Source organism: Sphingopyxis sp. (assembly GCF_965279725.1).
Lineage (GTDB): Bacteria > Pseudomonadota > Alphaproteobacteria > Sphingomonadales > Sphingomonadaceae > Sphingopyxis.
Genome location: NZ_CBDIIL010000002.1, coordinates 797467 through 815108, shown reverse-complemented (window position 1 = coordinate 815108; position 17642 = coordinate 797467). Strand labels below are relative to the sequence as shown.

The following is a 17642-nucleotide window of genomic DNA, read 5'->3' as shown; positions in this document are numbered from 1 at the left end:
TTTCAGCTGCGAAAGTAGCGGCGCTCGAGATTTGCAGCTTCATCCGGATCGGGTCCGTCGCCGAGACGATTATTTAAAATCTCGATGGCCGAATTGATTTCAATCGCCGCCATTCGTTCGCCGAGGCGATCAAGTTCGGCAAGTTCGCGGACCAGCCGATTCCTTGCCGCCCGAACGGCATCGTCGTCCTGAGTTTTTCCGGCCATGAATTGCCAATCCCTGCTCGCCTCGGGGCTCGAAGCGGGTGAGGCGGCGGGGATTTAGCAAAGTGCGCGCGCGAGCGAAACAGGAAAGCGTGGTTAATCAAAACCCGGTCGCGGGCCGCGCCAGGTCATCACGAGGCGAAGCTCTCCATCCACACGGCTCGCAGTCACGATATTGTCGTCAACGAGAAGGGCCGCAACGCGGATCACGGTGGTCCTGGGATAGCCTGTCGCATCCTCGATCGCGGCGAGCGTTGCATGACCGGCGCAGATCGAACTGAAAATATCATTCGCTTTGCGGAAGACTGCGGCGGGGCGTGGCTCATGCGCCGATTGGCTCATGGCATATTCTCCATATCGCGACGCGCGCCCTGCGTTCGGCTTCGAGCGCGCCGGTCCTGGTAAGCCCAGATGGCGGCGAGCAGAATGATGAGCATCTGCGGATAGGCCCAAAAGCCCTGGCCCGCGGAATAGACGCGCGGGATGATTTCCGGAGCGAAGGCCTTGAGCACATGCGTGGTGCAGGTGATCAGCTGCAGGGCGGGGAGGCACAGCGTCCAGTAACGCTTGCTGACGAGAGCATGGCCGAGAAAGATTGCAAGGACGAGGAAATCGAGCGAACTCACGAGCAGGCTTGCGACCTCAAAGCGCGTTCCCGAAAAATAGAGCCCAAGGAGCGTAAAGGCCGAGGCGGCGAAAAGAGTAAGGATCGCAGTGCGCGACTCGCGTTCGCCGATGCGAAGCACGACAAGCGTCGAACCGGTCATCAGCGCAATATAGAGATAGCCCCAGATCATGAAGATCGCACCGTCATTGCTGCTGATTCACGACCCGGGGCCACAAGGCTTAAGCGGCTGCCGCCTCTTCGCCATCGCTGATCGCATCGTTACGCGCGGTGGTCGGCAGAATCTTGCCGGCATCGCCCGTGCCGACGACCTTGAAATTCCGCAGTCCCAGGTGATTTTTCACGCTGTCGAGTTCGTGATGGACGGCGACCATGCGCGAACGGCCATCATAGAGCGCGGCGACGGCGGCGCCGAGATGTCCAAAGGTGGTGTCGCCGACGACGGGCGAAAGTTTTGCTGCTGCCTGAGCCGCGGGCAGCGTGGCCATCAAAGTTCCGGCCTTGGCAATCGCATCGTCGATCGCGGCCTCGACTTCTGAAAGCTGCGCGGCGACATTATTGGCGAGTTCAATACGTTCCCTGAGCATTTTCTTTCCCCCGGCCGACTCCTAAGAGTGGCCCTCATGGGGGCGTGCCAAGCATCGATATACCGACCAGTGCATTGGCCAATATCCCGACCGCGATCGCCGCTCCGATGCCGATCGCGAGGATCGTCAGCAAGCGCTGGCCGATCGAAAGCTTGTTCTCGCCCCCAAAGTATTTGGCGATCGGATGACTAGGCTCGAGCCATGACTTTCCTTTTCGGGAAGCACGAGCTTCCCGATCTAGACCTTGCGATGACCTGAGGCCGTCGGGACCGTCGCCTTCTCCCGCCGACGACCTCTTGTCGGGAGGCAGCGCACTTTGGGGAAGCTTCCGATCTTCATATACCAAATTGGCATGGGCAGATGTCACGGTGACATCGGAGGCTGGGCGACCCGCATCGCGAAGCATGGACGCTGCATGGAATCGGGATTTTGTGCCGAGTTTAGCGCAGGCGGACTTGAGCCGGGCATCGACTGTATGGGGTGATATGTCGAGGCGCCGCGCAATATCTTTCGATCCCAGACCATCGGCGACAAGATCGAGACAGTCGATCTCGCCGACGCTGAGGGCGTCAATGCCGCTCTTTTTTGGACCGCCGGAAGCGAAATCGCGATTCATCTTTCCGATTCCCCTCTCGATCTATGCCTAAGCTCAAATTAAGATCGTTACCAGTCGGAGATGCTTTGCGTAACGCTTCAATCGCGAACGCGAGGAGGATTTTTATGCGAGGCAAGAAGCCGGTCTTTATTCGTCTCATTTAGCAATTTCCATCTTTCAGCATGTCGATGCCGGGCGTAGCGAGGCCGTGCAGATAATCGAATATCCGTTTTCGGCGGTTTGGTCTTGAAAAGACGACAGGCCACAGAAGGCCAATTGCAATGATCCGTGCGTTTCCCTTTTTGGCCATTTTGGCCGCAGGAGAACGATCATGGGAAGGTCTGAATTCGACTATTTACCTCCACGACCGGCGTGGAATGCCGGTCGAAAGGTCGGTGCAAAGCGACCGCTAAAACCACGGCAGATATGGGCAATTCGCTTTCACCTGGACCGAGAGCATCGGCTTCGAGACAGGGCGCTTTTCGATCTTGCGATCGACAGCAAACTCAGAGGCTGCGATCTAGTGAAGATTAAGATAGGCGACCTTGTCGCCGGCGGTGAGTTGAGAACGCGGGCGATCGTGATCCAGCAGAAGACCGGTCGACCAGTTCAGTTCGAAATCATGTCAGATGCTCGCGGGAGCCTCCTCGCTTGGCTCGAACGTCGCGGCGGATCGATAGAGGACTATGCGTTCCCGAGCCGCATCGATCATTTAGCGCATATGAGCACGCGGCAATATGCGCGTCTTGTTGACGAATGGGTCACCGCGGTTGGACTTCGAAGCGAAGACTACGGCACGCATTCGTTACGCAGGACAAAGGCGTCGATCATTTACAAGGCGACCGGGAATTTGCGTGCCGTGCAGATTCTGCTCGGTCACACCAAGATTGAAAATACGGTGCGTTACCTCGGCGTCGATGTTGAAGATGCGTTGACCCTGGCAGAAGGCGTCGAAGTCTAACCAGCAAATCTCGATATCCTAGAGAGCGAGCGCTCTGGCTCGTGGCGGAACGTCCGCTCTCTTTATTTTGACACCTAAAAGCGGACAGTCTCCAACCGGCCAACAGAGGCTAGCTTGCGGCAGGGAGGCTAGCATCGGCTCACCGCCCGAAAGATTTTCTTCATCGCAAAACGCGTCGCGGCGGTTGACGAATTCAATATCAATCTTTTAAGTTGAGATAGTCACTCGGAGCTGGTCGAGACGGGTGACGGGCTCTCCCGCTCTCTCCCTTCGACCCGCGGCTTTTGAATGGGAAAGCAGCTTGCTCCGCGTTACCAACGGCTAAAGCGCGTGATGCTCGGGCGACATCGCCAGGCATTGCGTTCCCCCTGAAGGGGTATTGCGATGCGTATGTGTAGCACAATCAACTAGATCATCACCGCGCCGTGCGCGGGGTAGCGGACCGACCGCGCCCTTCGTGCCCAGCGGCCTCCCATAATCTCCAGCCGCACCTCCTCACGCGAGACGTTTGCGGCCTGACGTCCGGCACCCGAGCGCCGGCGTGGAGAAAAATCATGCCTTTGCTGACCCAATCCGACCTGTCGGATCTGGCTCGCTATCCTGCGTCCTTGCGCAGCGCCGCCCGGGCGCTGTGGTGGGCGGAGCTGACGGCTGTCCGATCCGGCGCGGCGCCCGGCGCCACTATCCTTCACACGAAAAAGGGGGCGGGATCGCCGCCCGGGGACCTGATATAATGAACCGCTTTTCTCCCGATCATCGATTAAAGCTTTTGCTCGGCGCCGGGCTGATGCTGCCCGTAACACCGGCCTTTGCCGCTGAAACCGCAACTGAATACGCGACCGCTGTTACTGAAGCCGCGGTTCCGGCCGGCCTCGACGATTCCGACTATGGCAACGAAATCATCGTGTCGGCGCGCCGCCGAGACGAAAGCGCTCAGGATGTGCCGATCGCGCTGTCGGTCATCGGCGCCGAGACGCTCGAGGCGACGGGCAATTACACGCTGACGCAAGTACAGCAGATCGTCCCCAGTCTGCAGGTCTTCAGTTTCAATCCACGCAACACCAACATCAACATCCGCGGCCTCGGCAGCAATGTCGCGCTGACCAATGACGGGCTGGAGAATGGCGTCGGCTTCTATATCGACAATGTCTATTATGGACGCGTCGGGCAGACCCAGTTCGACCTCGTCGACCTGCAGCAGATCGAGGTGCTGCGCGGCCCGCAGGGAACCCTGTTCGGCAAGAACACGACGTCGGGGGCGATCAACATCACCTCAAAAAGGCCCAGCTTCGACCCCGAATTTTCAGGCGAGGCGAGCGTCGGCGATTATGGCTATTACCAGCTGCGCGCGTCCGCGTCGGGCGGGCTGATCGACGATCTGCTCGCGGTCCGCCTCAGCGGCTCGGTGACCGAGCGGCGCGGTTTCCTTTACAACGACACGCAGAAAGAGCGCGCGCAGGATTATTCGAACTGGAGCGTGCGCGGGCAATTGCTGTTCACGCCGACGGCGGATCTCGAGGTCAAGATCATCGGCGACTTCTCGCGGCAGAAGCAGAACCACGTCCTCAATATCTTCGCGAATTATTTCGGCACCTATGACAATGGCGCGATCATCCCGAACAATTTCGCGGCGCGCGCGGCGCGCTTCCCCGGATATAGCTTTCCCACGATCGATCCCTTCGCTCGGCGCGGCGAGGCGGACGGTCATTATCAGTCGAACATGGACGGCTATGGCGTGTCGGGGCAGGTCGACTGGGAGATCGGCGCGGCCAAGCTGACCTCGATCACCGCCTATCGGTGGTGGGACTGGAATCCCGCGAATGACGGCGATTCGACGGCGCTGCCGGTGATCACCAAGGCGCAGCAGGCCAATCGCCAGCGTCAGTTCAGCCAGGAAATCCGCCTCGCCTCCGATAGCGACGGCCCGATCAACTATGTCGTCGGCGCCTATTATTTCTGGCAGATCATCCGCGGCAAGGGCGCGACCGCTTATGGCCCCGCTGCGGGCCTGTGGAACCTGCCGGCCGTTCCGGTCGCGGTCAGCAATGCCGCGCTCAACGGCTTCGAGGCCAATTCGACCTCCGATCCGCGCACGCGCAGCTACGCCGCCTTCGGACAGTTCGACTGGAAGTTCACCGACCAGCTGACGCTCACTGCGGGCCTGCGCTTCACGCATGAAAAGAAGGATGGTTCGTTCAACCAGTTCCATGTTGCGGGGATCGACCTGGCGACGCAGCCGCTCGCCATCGCGACCGCAGCGCTCGCGATCCGCAACCAGTTCAACCCGCTGACCAGTTACTCGACCGCCTTCAGCGACGACAGCCTGTCGGGGCTCGCGACCTTGTCGTGGCAGTTCAGCGATGACGCGCTTGCCTATGCGACCTTCTCGCGCGGCAACAAGTCGGGCGGGCTCAATCTGACCGCCTTGCCGGTGGGCATCGACCCCGACGTTGCGCCCGAAAAGGTCGACAGCTATGAACTGGGTATCAAGTCGCAATGGCTCGACCGACGGGTGACGCTGAACCTCGCGGGCTATTGGACCGAGATCAGCGATTATCAGACCGCGATCACCGAACAGGTGCCCAACACGGTCAACGTCCGCCAATATATCGCGAACATCCCCGGCGTCCGCTCGCGCGGGGTCGAGGGGGACCTGTCGTTCGCGCCGAGCGAGCGCGCGAGCTTCTATGCCTCGGTCGCCTATGCCGACACGACGTACAGCGACTATCCCAATGCACCGCAGGCGCCCGAACGGCTCAACCTCGGCGCGATCCAGGATCTGACCGGCGTGCAATTGCCGGGGGTGCCAAAATTCACTTACACCCTCGGCGGCGATGTCTCGGCGCCGCTCGGCAATCTCGGCGGGCGCGACCTCTCGATTTATGCGCACGCCGATTATTCGCACCGCTCGTCGTTCAATACCTCGTCTAGCGACAGCCGCTATGGCGATGTCCCCGCGTTCGGCATTGCGAACGCCCGGATCGGGTTCAAGACCGACGACGGCCTGCTCGACCTGTCGATCTGGGCGCGCAACCTGTTCGACAAGGATTATTACCAAACGCTGTCACCGGCCGTCACCGGCATCGTCACCGCGCTGATCGGCGAACCGCGCACGATCGGTGCGACGCTGCGGACGAAGCTGTGATGAGCAGCGCGCCGCCTCCCACCGCCGGCCAGCTCGCCCGCTTCTCGGCGGTGGCGGTACCGCTCGCCGCCGCCGGGCTGCCGCTCGGTGTCTATCTCCCCGCCATTTATGCCCGCGACTATGGCCTGTCATTGACCGTGATCGGCGTCATCTTCCTGCTCGGCCGATTGTGGGATGCGATCGCCGATCCGGTGATGGGGTCGCTCAGCGACCGCACGCGCAGCCGCTATGGACGCCGCAAGCCGTGGATCGCGGCGGGCGGAGTCCTGTTCGGCCTGTCATCGATCTTCCTCTTTTTCCCGCCCTTCCGGGTCACGCCGCTGTCGCTCGGGATCGTCCTCTTCTTCTTCTATCTAGGCTGGACCGCAGTGCAGATCCCGTTCCAGGCCTGGTCGGGCGAGGTGTCGGGCGATTATCATCAGCGCACGCGCATCGCGACCTATCAGACCGTCGTCACGTCGAGCGCGCTGTTGCTGACGCTGATCCTGCCGACGATCGCCGACCAACTGCGCCCCGGCGACGGGCATTTGCAGTTGTCGCTGATGGGCGGGCTTGTCCTGCTGTCGATCGTTCCTGCGCTGGTCCTGACGCTGACCGCGCTGCGCGAACCACCGCTGCCGCCGGTGCGGGTCGGCAAGCCGAGCCTGAAAGAGACGATCCGCGCGATCACCGGCGAGCCGCTGCTGCTGCGCGTCCTCGCGTCCGATTTCGCGGTGACGCTGGCGCAGAATATCCGCGCTGCGCTGATCGTCTTTTTCGTTACCTTCTACATGGGCCGCCCCGAATGGGCAGGCGGGCTGTTCCTGTTCCAATTCGTCTTCGGCATCTTCGCCGGACCGATCTGGCTCAAGATCGGGCGACGCTATGGCAAGCACCGCACCGCGGTCGCGGGCGAGCTGGTGCAGGTCGCGATCAACCTGTCGTTGCTGCTCGTCACCCCCGACACCTTCCCGCTGCTGCTCGCGCTGACGCTGGCGCAGGGGCTGGCGCAAGGATCGGGCAATCTGATGCTGCGCGCGATCGTTGCCGACGTCGCCGACAAGCATCGCCTCGACAGCGGCGAAGATCGCACCGGGCTTTATTATTCGGTCTTCAGCCTCGCCGGGAAGACCGCGACGGCGGTCGCCATCGGCATAGCGCTGCCGCTGGTCAGCTGGCTCGGTTTCGATCCGAAAGCCACGAACAGTCCTGACGCACTGACCGGCCTGCTCCTCGTTTTCGCACTTGGTCCCGCCATCGCCCACGCCTTTTCCGCCGCCCTGATCGCGCGCTTTCCGCTCGACGAGGCGGCGCATGCCGAAATTCGCCGACAGCTGGATCCGGGACCGCCCGATTATGTTTTCGCCGAATAACCCCCGCCGTCCCACCTTCAGGAGAATGATCATGACGGACCTTCACAACAGCTACGCCAATGCCCGCGACAAGAGCATCGACCTCGACGTCACCCCGGTGACCGGCACCATCGGCGCCATCGTCAACAATGTCCAATTGTCGGGCGATCTGCCCGCGGCGACTGTGCAGGCGATCCAGGCCGCGCTGGTGCGGCACAAGGTGCTGTTCTTTCGCGACCAGCAGCATCTGACCGACACCGAGCATGAGGATTTCGCGGCGCTACTCGGCGATCCAATCGCGCATCCGACGGTGCCGGTCGCCGAGGGTTCACGCTATCTGCTCGAACTCGACAGCAAGGAAGGCTATGCCGCGTCGAGCTGGCACACCGACGTGACCTTCGTGGATGCCTATCCCAAGGCGTCGATCCTGCGCGCGCTAACCATCCCCGAGGCGGGCGGCGACACGCAATGGGCGAACGGCGAAACCGCCTATGAAGGCCTGCCCGAAGTGCTTCGCCAGCTCGTCAACAATCTGTGGGCGACGCACACCAACCTTTATGACTATGCGGCGATCCTGCAGTCGGCGCCCGACAACGACAGTGCGCGCGAACGGATCAAAGAGCATCGCAATGTTTTTGCCTCGACGGTCTATGAAACCGAGCATCCTGTCGTGCGCGTGCATCCGGTGAGTGGTCAGCGCAGCCTGTTGCTCGGACATTTCGTCAAGCAGTTCGTCGGGCTGAACCAAGCCGACAGCGCGCGGCTGTTCCAGACGCTGCAGGATCATATCACCAAGCCCGAGAATGTCGTGCGCTGGCGCTGGCGCGAGGGGGACGTCGCGATCTGGGACAATCAGGCGACGCAGCACCGCGCGACCGCCGATTTCGGGCTGCAGCGCCGGACGCTCCGCCGCGCGACGATCGCAGGCGAGATTCCCGCCGCGATCGACGGCCGCAAGAGCCGAACGGTCCGCAAGGACAAGGCGGTTCAATACGAACCTGCGTAACTGAAATCGGCCGGCGCTTCTGGCTCTCCTCTCCCTCCTGTGACTGCGCCGGTCCAGACTGCGGCGCGCCCGGGTTTCATTCGCCCGCGGCGCGCCACCCTTCTTTTCTGCAAGGATGACCCGATGCTCCGCTTCGCCTCATTGCTCGCTTTCTTGTTCGTAACCGGGTTCGCGCCAGCGCAAGCGAAGGAGAGACGGCCGAACCTGCTCCTAATCGTCGCCGACGATCTCGGCTATTCGGATCTCGGCGCGTTCGGCGGCGAAATCCGGACGCCCAACCTCGACAGGCTCGCGCTGCAAGGCATCCGTCTTGCGGGTTTCCATACAGCGCCTACCTGTTCGCCGACGCGCTCGATGCTGCTTTCGGGAACCGACAACCATCTCGCGGGCCTCGGCACGATGGCCGAGATGATCCGGCCGAACCAGAAAGGAAAGCCGGGCTATGAAGGCTATTTGCGCAGCGATGTCGCGACTCTGGCCGAGCGGCTGGCGGTGGGCGGATACCGCACACTGTTTTCGGGCAAGTGGCATCTTGGCCTGACCGAGGCACAGGATCCGCACGCCCGGGGCTTTCAGCGCAGTTTCTCGCTCGCGCAGGGCGGGCATAATCATTTCGGAACCGATGCCGGACTCGAACCGCCGAACGGCGCCACCTATCGAGAGAATGGCAAGCAGGTCAAACGCCTGCCCGACACTTTCTATTCGAGCGACTATTTCGCCTCGCGTCTGATCGACTACCTCGGCGAGCGACCGAAGACGAAGAACGCTCACAATCCCTTCTTTGCCTATCTGTCCTTCACCGCGCCGCACTGGCCGCTGCAGGCGCCGAGCGAGGATATCGCCCGCTATCGCGGTCGCTATGATGAAGGCTTTGACCGTCTGCGCGAACGCCGTTTGGCGCGCCAGCGCGAACTCGGCATTCTGGCACCCGACGTCGTGCCGCACACGCCGCGCAATCGCGACGGCAGCTGGGACTCGCTGACTGCCGACCAACAGTCGCTCGCGGCGCGCAACATGGAGATTTATGCGGCGATGGTCGATCGGCTCGACCAGAATGTCGGCCGGGTGATCGAAGCGCTGCGCGCGTCGGGCGAACTGGACAATACGGTGATTGTCTTTCTCGCCGACAATGGCGCCGAGGCGCTCGACGTCGAGACGACGGGTGCCGTTATGCTGGCTCGGTCGCTTGAAGGCGCTGACAATAGTTTGGCCAACCGGGGCACCGCGACGTCGTATCTGACCTATGGCGCAGGGTGGGCGCAGGCCGCGACGGCGCCATCATGGCTCACCAAGGGCTATCAGAGCGAGGGCGGCACGCGCGCCGCGGCGTTCATCAGCGGCGTGGGAATAACGCGCCGGACTGGCGCATCGACCCAGTTTCTGTCGGTCGTGGACATCGCGCCGACGCTGCTCGAACTCGCCGGCGCCGACCCGCGGCAGACGCGCGTCGCAGGCCGCATCGTCCGTCCGATCACCGGGCATTCGTGGATGCCATGGCTTCGCAACCCGGAAACCAAAGTTTACGGAGCTGACGACGGCGTCGGGTCCGAACTTTTCGGCTCGCGCGCTTACCGGCGCAGCGATTGGAAGATTACCGACATTGGCGATGGCCATTGGCGACTTTTCGACATGGCGCGCGATCCCGGCGAGACACGCGATCTCGCCCTCATCCATTCCGAGCGCAAAGCCGAGCTGGTGGAAGCGTGGGAAAAATATGCGCGGCGCGTTGGCGTCGTGTTGCCCGATGCCATTCCCTATCGGCCATGAGGGACCGGTGAATCCCGAAGCTTCGCGGGCGTTGTCGGATTGGCGGCGAGGCGACCCGTTCGTCGGACGACCCGCGTCAACGCTATTGTCAACCAAATCAATTGTCTTATCGTATCGGCAGAGCGGGACGTGCAACCGAATCGACCGCGAGACCATTTGACCGAATGAGAGGAGCCAATGCGATGGCCACATTAGCCAAAGTGCCCGACCTGTTCGAAACCGCGCGTTCGCTGGGAGCGGCGCTTTCGCCATCGACGCCCGCGCTCGGTGCCGAGATCAGCGGGCTCGACCTCGACCGGCCGCTCTCGTCAGAAGAAGCCGAATTTCTGCGTGCCGCCTGGCTGCGCTACAAAGTCATATTTTTCCGCGATCAGGACATCAGCCACGAAAGTCATGTCCGGCTCGGCAACCTGTTCGGTGAGCTTGAGGGGCATCCGGTCATCCCGTCGGTCGACGGCTACCCCGAGATCCTGCGCATCGAAGGTGTCGAGGGCGTTCAGTTGACCGCCGAAACGCTTGCGCCCTTCCAGGCCTACAACAAATGGCACACCGACGTGACCTTTCGCCAGAAGCCCTCGATCGCATCGATCCTGCGCGCCCGCGTGCTCCCCCCGCTTGGCGGCGATACGATGTGGGCGGACACGGCCGCCGCCTATGCCGGCTTGCCGCAGCCGGTGAAGGACCGGATCGAGGGGCTGGAAGCCGAGCATGATATCGTCCGCAGCTTCGGCGGCCGCGTGTCCGAGGAAAAGCGGGCGCAGCTGGCGCGGGATTTCCCGCCGGTGCGGCATCCCGTGGTGCGCACGCACCCCGAGACGGGCGACAAGATCCTCTACGTCAACTACACCTTCACCAGCCGGATCATCGGCGTCAGCGAGGAGGAAAGCGACAGCCTGCTCCGCCTGCTCTTCGACCGCATCAAGGTTCCCGAATATCAGGTGCGCTTTCGCTGGACGCCCAACGCCATTGGCATCTGGGACAATCGCTCGACCCAGCATTATGCCGTGGGGGACTATTGGCCCGAATATCGCCTGCTCGAACGCGTGACCGTGTCGGGCGATGTGGTAACGCGGTGAGGATGATCGAAGCCCAGCTCCATTCGCCCCGCCCGCGCTTCCGCACCGCCACCCGGGTCGCTATCGTCGGGGCCGGCTTTTCGGGGACGATGCTGGCGCTGAACCTTCTCGAACAGGCGGATGTTGAAGTCTTGCTGATCGAGCGCGATCGCCATCGCATGGGGGCGGGCGTCGCCTACAGCAGTTCGGAGACGTCGCACCTGCTTAACGTCCGCGCCGGCAATATGAGCGCCTTTCCTGACCGCCCAGATCATTTCTGCGAATGGCTTGCGGCGCGCGGTCTGGGCTGTGAAGCCGCCTTCGTGACCCGCGCCACCTATGGGCTTTATCTGCGCGAAACGCTCGCCGGAGCGTTGGAGCGTCACGGTCGGCGGCTCAAGCTGATCGACGACGAGGTTCTCGATATCGAGGAGCGGGACGGCCAGGTGACGCTTGGCCTCGTTAACGGTGGGCTGATCGAAGCCGATCGGGCGGCGCTGGCCATCGGCAACCTGCCTCCGCACGATCCGCCCGCCATCGCCGGCACGGGTCTGCCTGCCCATCGTTATATCGGCGATCCCTGGGCAACGCCATTTGAGCAGGGCTTGGACAGCGATGCCACGGTGCTGGTCATCGGCACGGGGCTGACCGCCATCGACGTCATTCTGCGCCTTGTCGCCAATGATTTTTCCGGGCCGATTGTCGCGCTGTCGCGGCGCGGCCTCAGGCCGCATCGCCACGTCGATGGCCTGCCTCGTCCCAAGCCGGTGCTGGCCAAGCCCGCGCCCGAACTCTCCGACCTTGTGCGTTGGGCGCGCCATGGATCGGCGACGCAGGATTGGCGGCTCGTCGTCGATTCGATCCGTCCCATCACCCAGATGATGTGGGCATCGGCAGACGCGGCAAAGCGCGCTCGCTTTCTACGCCATCTGCGACCTTTTTGGGATGTCCATCGCCACCGACTCGCGCCGGAGGTTGCCGGGCGAATCGATGCGCTGGCGGCCTCGGGTCAGTTGAGCTTCCGCGCCGGCAAGATCAGTCACGTCGCGGTTGAGGGTGACGCGCTGTCTGTCGAATGGCGTCCGCGGGGCGAACGCACCATTGTCGTGACCCGCGCCGCACGAATGATCAACTGCACCGGCCCGCAAGGCGACTTGTTGCGCTCATCCGATCCGCTTGTGAAGCATATGCTCCGGGCTGGCCGAATTCGACCGGACGCGCTGCGGCTTGGGCTTGATATCGATCGCGAGGGGCATGTCCTCGACTCGGGAGGCCGGGCATCCGAGCACATCCTCGCGATCGGACCCATGACACGGGGAGACCTATGGGAGGTTGTCGCGGTTCCCGATATCCGCATTCAGGTGAGCGCACTGGCGCGGCGCCTGGTCAACGCCCACTGGACGGCGGGAGAGGGTCTTTGACCGTGCCGCCCGCGACTATATTTGGCGGTCCGCGGAAAAAGGGAAGCCGTCTCCGCCGCGGACCGCACAGTATCTCTACTGCATTGGTAGAATGACAGCCGAGACGCGCACTGACTAGCAGCTTGGACCTCGGGCCAGCGCGGACAGGGCTCGATTCACCGCCAACCTTCCACCCGCAACGGCGATGGCATGATGAGCAAAAAGGGACTGATTATCCGCCATGTGCCGCGGGAGGGGATCGCCGGGTTTCGCGATCCCGTCGAGGCAGCTGGCTGCTTGCGGCGGCATTGTCGATGTCCCTGACTCCGGCGTACTCAATGTGGGAAGCCGTGAAGCAGTTGGGCAGCGTGTTCGACCGGGAACGTCTGCTTTCTCCAATTTCGGGACTCAAAGCCGCCAGTCCGCTACCGGCCAGCTGTCCTCCGTTCCAATGCTAGGCCAATTTTGATCGTCGCCCGCGCAGGCACTCCGTCAGCGAGATCCCCATTTTGTGATCGGCGGCCTGGATTTCACAGGAGCGCCATCCCGAGCCGCTCGCATTTCCGGGTGCCCTCCCGTCTGCTGCAGAACTCCGATCACTAGCCTCTCGCAGAAGAGGGCGCGCATTTGTTCATCGGAAAGTTCCGCCGCGTCGCGGTCCGACAGCTTGAGCTGCTTGACCGCCTTAGCCCTTGGTAGTTCGGTGTACGCCTCCATGAAGAACTGGAACAGTTCGTATGGTGTTTTTGCTTCGCGGGACACGGGCTTGATCTTCCCGAAATACGCATCAGGATGCGCCTTGTAATCCGCAAGCTGCGTATCGCTGAGGTCGTCGCGCAAGATGACGGCGCTCCCATCATTGCAGTTGACCGCGATCATCGCGCACTTGTCTTCTTCCATCACCGTTACATCGGCGACCGTGCCGACGATATCGCTCCGGTCGTCATTTGCTGCTTCGAAGCAGTATGTCTGGCCTATCGTAACGGGGGGGATGTCGCCATGCAGCGTGGTCGCAGGCATCGAACCGTCAAACGTCATCGGCAGCGAAAGAAGGCTCGACAGCCCCTCCGCGACGCGATGGGCGTCGGCGTGCTTCTGGTCGCTCAGATAGACGTCATACAGGCGGAAGTGGCCTGAGCGATTGAAGTCGGGGATGCCTACTCCCACAGGAATGGCGACCATCTGCGCGAGCGCATCCAGCTCCCGGTGAAACGTCATGTTGGTCACAAAGAGATAGGCTGACTCACCTTTAGGCAATTCCGTCTTCTCATACCGCTGCAAGCGGGCATTGACCTTGGACACGAATGTAGGCCGTCTCTCATCGCTCGCGTCGACATTCATTTCAGCGTTCAAGTCGATAAAGATCATGCGCCTGCCGGCGGCAGGCTTCTGAAAAGCGGCATTGAGTTGGGGAACCAGCCGCGAGATGGGATTGCTACTGGTGGCTCCGTCGGCCTCGGTGCGGCCGAGCAGCCCGGAGACCCCGCGCATCTTCGCTTCGACCCAGAACTTCTCTCCGGTCTTCTTGGAGACGGCGGCGAACTCGCAGTGCTTCGAGCCGGGATCCGTTTCGTCTTCCAAAGTAAGTTCGAAGCCCGCAGAAATGAGAGCGCGGGCGACCACCACTTCATAATAGGCGCCTTGGAAGTTACCCGGATTCTTCAGCCGGGCGACCAGGCGATCCTGCAGTTCTACATTGTGGTCCAGAAGATAAAGCCCGTAGGCGAGACCATAGTAGCAAGCGAGCACGCCGGTAACCGGCATGCTCGCTGGAACGCCCGCGGTTTTGATCGACTGACGCTGGAGGCGACATACGTGGTCGTACCACTGCAAACTGGGTGCCGCTGTCCGAGCGGCTTTGCGATCTCCGCATTCCCCCAAGCAGGATCGAGCTTCTGCTTCAGATAATCCGACAGGAAATCTGGAAACGTCTTCCAGGTAGAAGAGCTGTGGATCTTGTTTCCGACGGCGACCACCTGTTGATCGCCTACCTTCGCAGAGATGATAGGCCGGCCGAGGCCTTGCTGCGTTTGGCGAACTCGCTCGCGCGCTTCCCATTCGGCACGAATTTGCGCGATATCGTAAGGGGGATGGGCCTGTTCAGCCTGTTGCAAGAGAGGCGAACCGTGACAATGCTTGTACTTTCGACCATTCCCGCACGGGCACGTCTGATTTCGGCCGATCTTCCGGCCCTTGGGTGCGGAACCGTGGGTCATATGTTCTCTGTTTGTCCTAAACGCGCCGTCGCGTCAAATTTGAGATTTCATCCGCGAACAGCAACGGAGTGACGACGATTAGCGCCCTGTCAGACGCGAAGGCCCCTCGAGAATGGTATCGAGACCGTCCTGCAGCACATCATGCGCAGCGGAAAGGCAGCCTGGGTATCGCTCGACAAGGAATCCGCCGAGGATCGATTGACGATGGGACGGTGACTTCGCAAGATTGAGAACCGGATCGATGCCTTCACTTCGGCACGCTTCCAACAACCCTTCGAAATCGCCGACTGAGCAGATGCTGAAGGGATAGCGATCGAGCAATTCCCTTTCGAGGCCGCGCGCGGTGAATGTCTCGTCGACGAGCTTGTCGAGGTGGGCGTAGAAGAATGGGCCAAAGCAAAACCACTCGTGGAACGTCACAATAATCGGATGGATTGGCCGTCCATCCGGTTTCCAATGCGGATAGCGCCCATCCAGGGCATCGGCGAGCGTTGCATAAACCTGACCGACATAACGGGCGAGCTTTCCGATCGCGTCGGTAAGCGGTGGCTCGTCGGCGAGTTCAGTCTGGGAGGCAATGTCGAGCCGTGCGAGCTTGCATTCGACGAACAGCGCGGCGGTATGGTCCTGCATGATCCAGTCTACGCTGCGGCGTTCCGGTTTGCCCCAGCGCTCTTCTCCCAACATTTCGAGCCACCCGGTCCCGATACGTCCTGCGACCTCGCCAACGTAATCCTCGAATGCTGCGCCTACACGGTCTCCGAAACTGTCGTCGGCGCGAATAAGATCGAAATAGAGACCATCGGACAATCGTTGCGCTAGTGCGACCGGCAGGGGACACATCATCGATTGGGGGTTTCCAGCGTGGATCAAGGGGTGCTCCCGAAGCGGATTGAAGCTGAACGCCCAATTCACGCCATAGGTCTGCCGCTCGATAAGATCGGCGCGCATCGTCTTCGCGGGCTTGGAAAGCCGATCGAGGAGGGCGACCATTGAGTTTCGGGCCTTCGCGTCCGCCCCTTGCAAGAAGGCGAAGGGTGGCATGGGGTTTTGATAAAGCTCCTGCAATAGCAACAAAAGGACCTGGAACAGTTCGGTCGAGGTCAATCCGAATTCGGATTCGACGAGCGGCGCGATCAACGGGTGCCCATAGAGGAGATGATAACGCGACAGGGCGCCGTTCGTTATGGGCTTCTGATACGGAAATTGTTTGAAGGCGATCCGCGACAACTGAAACATGATGTCGCTTGAGCGCGTTTCGTGCAGGCCCCAATATGTATCATCGAGTTGATGGATCATTCGCATTGCGCCGAACGCGTGAGCCGCGTGATTGAAAGGCTTGCCGCCCCGCATCTCGGCGTTGAGCAATAGTTCGCGTGCCAACAGTTCGACCAGATGACCGTGTAGCCCGGCGCGCATCGCTGACTGGCCGCTGGCCAGCGGTGCGTTCAAAAGCTCGGGCGGAAGCGGTTTTTGCCACTGCAGAAACTGCATATAGCTATAAACCGCGCCGAGACCGCTCCACAGGTTAAATCCGCGCAGATGGTTTCGCAGCGGCTTATAATAGCCGTACATATTCCCAGCCCCCGTTCAAAATCTTCGATACCCTTTGTGGGTCCAAATCGCCATCATGGAAATGACGAAGCCGCGTGGCCGGGAGTGCTAGTATCAACCGGACGAGATGAGCCGCGATGATCGATTGTCCGGGGCGTTTTTTCGCCAACATCGTAGCAAGCGTTCGATTCACTGCCCCGAATGGGCTGTCAGCTTTTCTGCCCACGGCCCCTGAAAGCTGACGGGCAGCAAGCGGCCAGACCCAGTCGCGCCCTAACTGATCATAGTTGCGCAGCCAGACGGCGCGTACGCAACACCGCAGACGACTTGCATCGCTGTCGCTATCGGTCACAATCGCGCTGATGGAAATTCTGACCCAGCCCTCCCATGCCGAGATCCGCCGGTTTGTCCGCTCTTTCGGGCAGCGCCGCGTCTCGCTGACGCGGGTCAGCGTCACAACACCGCTGGCGGCTCGACCAGACCAGTTTATCGAGTTCTATCTGGGCGAACGCTATCGTGTCAGCGTGGACGATGGCCCATCGTCGCTCACCCCGGAAACCGCGGTGGTGGGACCGCAGACCCGTCCTGGACTACGTCTTCATATGAGCGGTGAACTCGACGTCTTTACGATGCGTTTTCAGCCTACGGGGTTCCATCGCCTGTTCGGAGTGCCGATGCCCGCCCTTGCCGATCAGGGGATCGCAATCGCAGAGCTGTTGGGACGTACCGCGGCCGGACTGGAGGATGCGATCCGGCGCGCCGATAGCTTCGAGGGCAGAGTGATCGCGGCGCAGCGTTGGCTGGCGGTACGCGCCGACAAAAGCAGTCGGGAAAGCGGCGTCGACCATGCCGCGAGACTGCTGGTGGCCGCGCGTGGCCGCGCGAGGATCGATGCTGTCGCCGAAAGATCGGGTCTGAGCCTTCGCCAGTTCCAGCGTCGATTCACGGCCGAAGTCGGCGTCCCGCCGAAATTCTACTCCCGAACGCTGCGCCTCGAGGCGGCGCTCGCGGCGCGAAATCGATACCCGGAGCGCAGCTGGACAACCATCGTGCATGACGCGGGCTATGCCGATCAGGCGCATTTCATTCGCGACTGCCAGCTGTTGGCGGGGGCGACGCCGACGTCTTTCGTCGCCCAATCGTCGGGCATGACCGAAATGTTCAATTACGGGACCGCGTGATCGCGTAGCCGACGGT

16 protein-coding genes are annotated in these 17642 nt (G+C 61.6%); 8 read left to right on the top strand and 8 right to left on the bottom strand.

What is annotated here, in order from left to right; translation table 11 throughout:
• Window positions 1-2: 2 nt before the first annotated feature.
• From ACQY6T_RS08375 to ACQY6T_RS08355, 5 genes are all read right to left on the bottom strand, one after another.
• The gene (locus tag ACQY6T_RS08375) at window positions 3-206 is read right to left on the bottom strand and encodes a hypothetical protein (RefSeq protein ID WP_428630265.1); all 204 of its coding nucleotides are present in this window, start codon (window positions 204-206) and stop codon (window positions 3-5) included.
• 93 nt (window positions 207-299) lie between these two features.
• On the bottom strand, window positions 300-545 hold the full coding sequence (locus ACQY6T_RS08370; protein ID WP_428630263.1) for a hypothetical protein: 246 nt from the start codon (window positions 543-545) through the stop codon (window positions 300-302).
• Window positions 542-1000: a hypothetical protein gene (locus ACQY6T_RS08365; RefSeq protein ID WP_428630261.1), complete on the bottom strand. Its 459-nt coding sequence runs from the start codon at window positions 998-1000 to the stop codon at window positions 542-544. The genes ACQY6T_RS08370 and ACQY6T_RS08365 overlap by 4 nt, the downstream gene beginning before the upstream one ends.
• Before the next feature lie 49 nt (window positions 1001-1049).
• Window positions 1050-1415 (bottom strand): hypothetical protein, encoded by a 366-nt coding sequence (locus tag ACQY6T_RS08360; protein ID WP_428630259.1) that lies wholly within the window; start codon window positions 1413-1415, stop codon window positions 1050-1052.
• Between the two features lie 34 nt (window positions 1416-1449).
• A complete protein-coding gene (locus ACQY6T_RS08355; protein WP_428630258.1) occupies window positions 1450-2031 on the bottom strand; it encodes a response regulator transcription factor in 582 nt (193 codons plus the stop codon).
• A 310-nt stretch (window positions 2032-2341) separates the two neighbouring features.
• On the opposite strand from ACQY6T_RS08355, the gene ACQY6T_RS08350 reads away from it, so the two are divergent.
• The 7 genes from ACQY6T_RS08350 to ACQY6T_RS08320 all read left to right on the top strand — a co-directional run bounded on the left by ACQY6T_RS08350 (window position 2342) and on the right by ACQY6T_RS08320 (window position 12696).
• Complete coding sequence (locus tag ACQY6T_RS08350; RefSeq protein WP_428630256.1) at window positions 2342-2971, top strand: tyrosine-type recombinase/integrase; 630 nt, start codon at window positions 2342-2344, stop codon at window positions 2969-2971.
• Between the two features lie 733 nt (window positions 2972-3704).
• Window positions 3705-6116, top strand: coding sequence for a TonB-dependent receptor (locus tag ACQY6T_RS08345; protein WP_428630254.1), 2412 nt, complete (start codon window positions 3705-3707; stop codon window positions 6114-6116).
• Complete coding sequence (locus ACQY6T_RS08340; RefSeq protein WP_428630252.1) at window positions 6116-7468, top strand: MFS transporter; 1353 nt, start codon at window positions 6116-6118, stop codon at window positions 7466-7468. Before ACQY6T_RS08345 ends, ACQY6T_RS08340 begins: the two co-directional genes overlap by 1 nt.
• Window positions 7469-7499: 31 nt before the next feature.
• Entirely contained in the window at window positions 7500-8453 is a 954-nt protein-coding gene (locus ACQY6T_RS08335) for a TauD/TfdA dioxygenase family protein (protein WP_428630251.1), read from the top strand.
• Between the two features lie 123 nt (window positions 8454-8576).
• Window positions 8577-10220: an arylsulfatase gene (locus tag ACQY6T_RS08330; RefSeq protein ID WP_428630249.1), complete on the top strand. Its 1644-nt coding sequence runs from the start codon at window positions 8577-8579 to the stop codon at window positions 10218-10220.
• 182 nt (window positions 10221-10402) lie between these two features.
• Entirely contained in the window at window positions 10403-11296 is an 894-nt protein-coding gene (locus ACQY6T_RS08325; RefSeq protein ID WP_428630247.1) for a TauD/TfdA dioxygenase family protein, read from the top strand.
• Between the two features lie 2 nt (window positions 11297-11298).
• Window positions 11299-12696, top strand: coding sequence for an FAD/NAD(P)-binding protein (locus ACQY6T_RS08320; protein ID WP_428630245.1), 1398 nt, complete (start codon window positions 11299-11301; stop codon window positions 12694-12696).
• A 471-nt stretch (window positions 12697-13167) separates the two neighbouring features.
• Here the strand turns inward: ACQY6T_RS08320 and ACQY6T_RS08315 are convergent, their stop codons facing one another.
• The 3 genes from ACQY6T_RS08315 to ACQY6T_RS08305 form a co-directional block, all read right to left on the bottom strand.
• The gene (locus ACQY6T_RS08315) at window positions 13168-14439 is read right to left on the bottom strand and encodes a hypothetical protein (protein WP_428630243.1); all 1272 of its coding nucleotides are present in this window, start codon (window positions 14437-14439) and stop codon (window positions 13168-13170) included.
• Window positions 14367-14891, bottom strand: a complete 525-nt coding sequence (locus tag ACQY6T_RS08310) for an SEC-C metal-binding domain-containing protein (protein WP_428630241.1) — start codon at window positions 14889-14891, stop codon at window positions 14367-14369. The genes ACQY6T_RS08315 and ACQY6T_RS08310 overlap by 73 nt, the downstream gene beginning before the upstream one ends.
• Window positions 14892-14969: 78 nt before the next feature.
• Complete coding sequence (locus tag ACQY6T_RS08305; RefSeq protein ID WP_428630239.1) at window positions 14970-16466, bottom strand: hypothetical protein; 1497 nt, start codon at window positions 16464-16466, stop codon at window positions 14970-14972.
• Window positions 16467-16807: 341 nt separating this feature from the next.
• Between ACQY6T_RS08305 and ACQY6T_RS08300 the strand changes: the two genes are divergently transcribed.
• The gene (locus ACQY6T_RS08300; RefSeq protein ID WP_428630238.1) at window positions 16808-17626 is read left to right on the top strand and encodes a helix-turn-helix domain-containing protein; all 819 of its coding nucleotides are present in this window, start codon (window positions 16808-16810) and stop codon (window positions 17624-17626) included.
• Window positions 17627-17642: the final 16 nt, after the last annotated feature.

Bases quoted from the DNA above. Each gene is read 5' to 3' on its own strand.
- ACQY6T_RS08375 (WP_428630265.1), bottom strand. From the start codon at position 206: ATGGCCGGAAAAACTCAGGACGACGATGCCGTTCGGGCGGCAAGGAAT.
- ACQY6T_RS08370 (WP_428630263.1), bottom strand. From the start codon at position 545: ATGAGCCAATCGGCGCATGAGCCACGCCCCGCCGCAGTCTTCCGCAAA.
- ACQY6T_RS08365 (WP_428630261.1), bottom strand. From the start codon at position 1,000: ATGATCTGGGGCTATCTCTATATTGCGCTGATGACCGGTTCGACGCTT.
- ACQY6T_RS08360 (WP_428630259.1), bottom strand. From the start codon at position 1,415: ATGCTCAGGGAACGTATTGAACTCGCCAATAATGTCGCCGCGCAGCTT.
- ACQY6T_RS08355 (WP_428630258.1), bottom strand. From the start codon at position 2,031: ATGAATCGCGATTTCGCTTCCGGCGGTCCAAAAAAGAGCGGCATTGAC.
- ACQY6T_RS08350 (WP_428630256.1), top strand. From the start codon at position 2,342: ATGGGAAGGTCTGAATTCGACTATTTACCTCCACGACCGGCGTGGAAT.
- ACQY6T_RS08345 (WP_428630254.1), top strand. From the start codon at position 3,705: ATGAACCGCTTTTCTCCCGATCATCGATTAAAGCTTTTGCTCGGCGCC.
- ACQY6T_RS08340 (WP_428630252.1), top strand. From the start codon at position 6,116: ATGAGCAGCGCGCCGCCTCCCACCGCCGGCCAGCTCGCCCGCTTCTCG.
- ACQY6T_RS08335 (WP_428630251.1), top strand. From the start codon at position 7,500: ATGACGGACCTTCACAACAGCTACGCCAATGCCCGCGACAAGAGCATC.
- ACQY6T_RS08330 (WP_428630249.1), top strand. From the start codon at position 8,577: ATGCTCCGCTTCGCCTCATTGCTCGCTTTCTTGTTCGTAACCGGGTTC.
- ACQY6T_RS08325 (WP_428630247.1), top strand. From the start codon at position 10,403: ATGGCCACATTAGCCAAAGTGCCCGACCTGTTCGAAACCGCGCGTTCG.
- ACQY6T_RS08320 (WP_428630245.1), top strand. From the start codon at position 11,299: ATGATCGAAGCCCAGCTCCATTCGCCCCGCCCGCGCTTCCGCACCGCC.
- ACQY6T_RS08315 (WP_428630243.1), bottom strand. From the start codon at position 14,439: ATGCCGGTTACCGGCGTGCTCGCTTGCTACTATGGTCTCGCCTACGGG.
- ACQY6T_RS08310 (WP_428630241.1), bottom strand. From the start codon at position 14,891: ATGACCCACGGTTCCGCACCCAAGGGCCGGAAGATCGGCCGAAATCAG.
- ACQY6T_RS08305 (WP_428630239.1), bottom strand. From the start codon at position 16,466: ATGTACGGCTATTATAAGCCGCTGCGAAACCATCTGCGCGGATTTAAC.
- ACQY6T_RS08300 (WP_428630238.1), top strand. From the start codon at position 16,808: ATGGAAATTCTGACCCAGCCCTCCCATGCCGAGATCCGCCGGTTTGTC.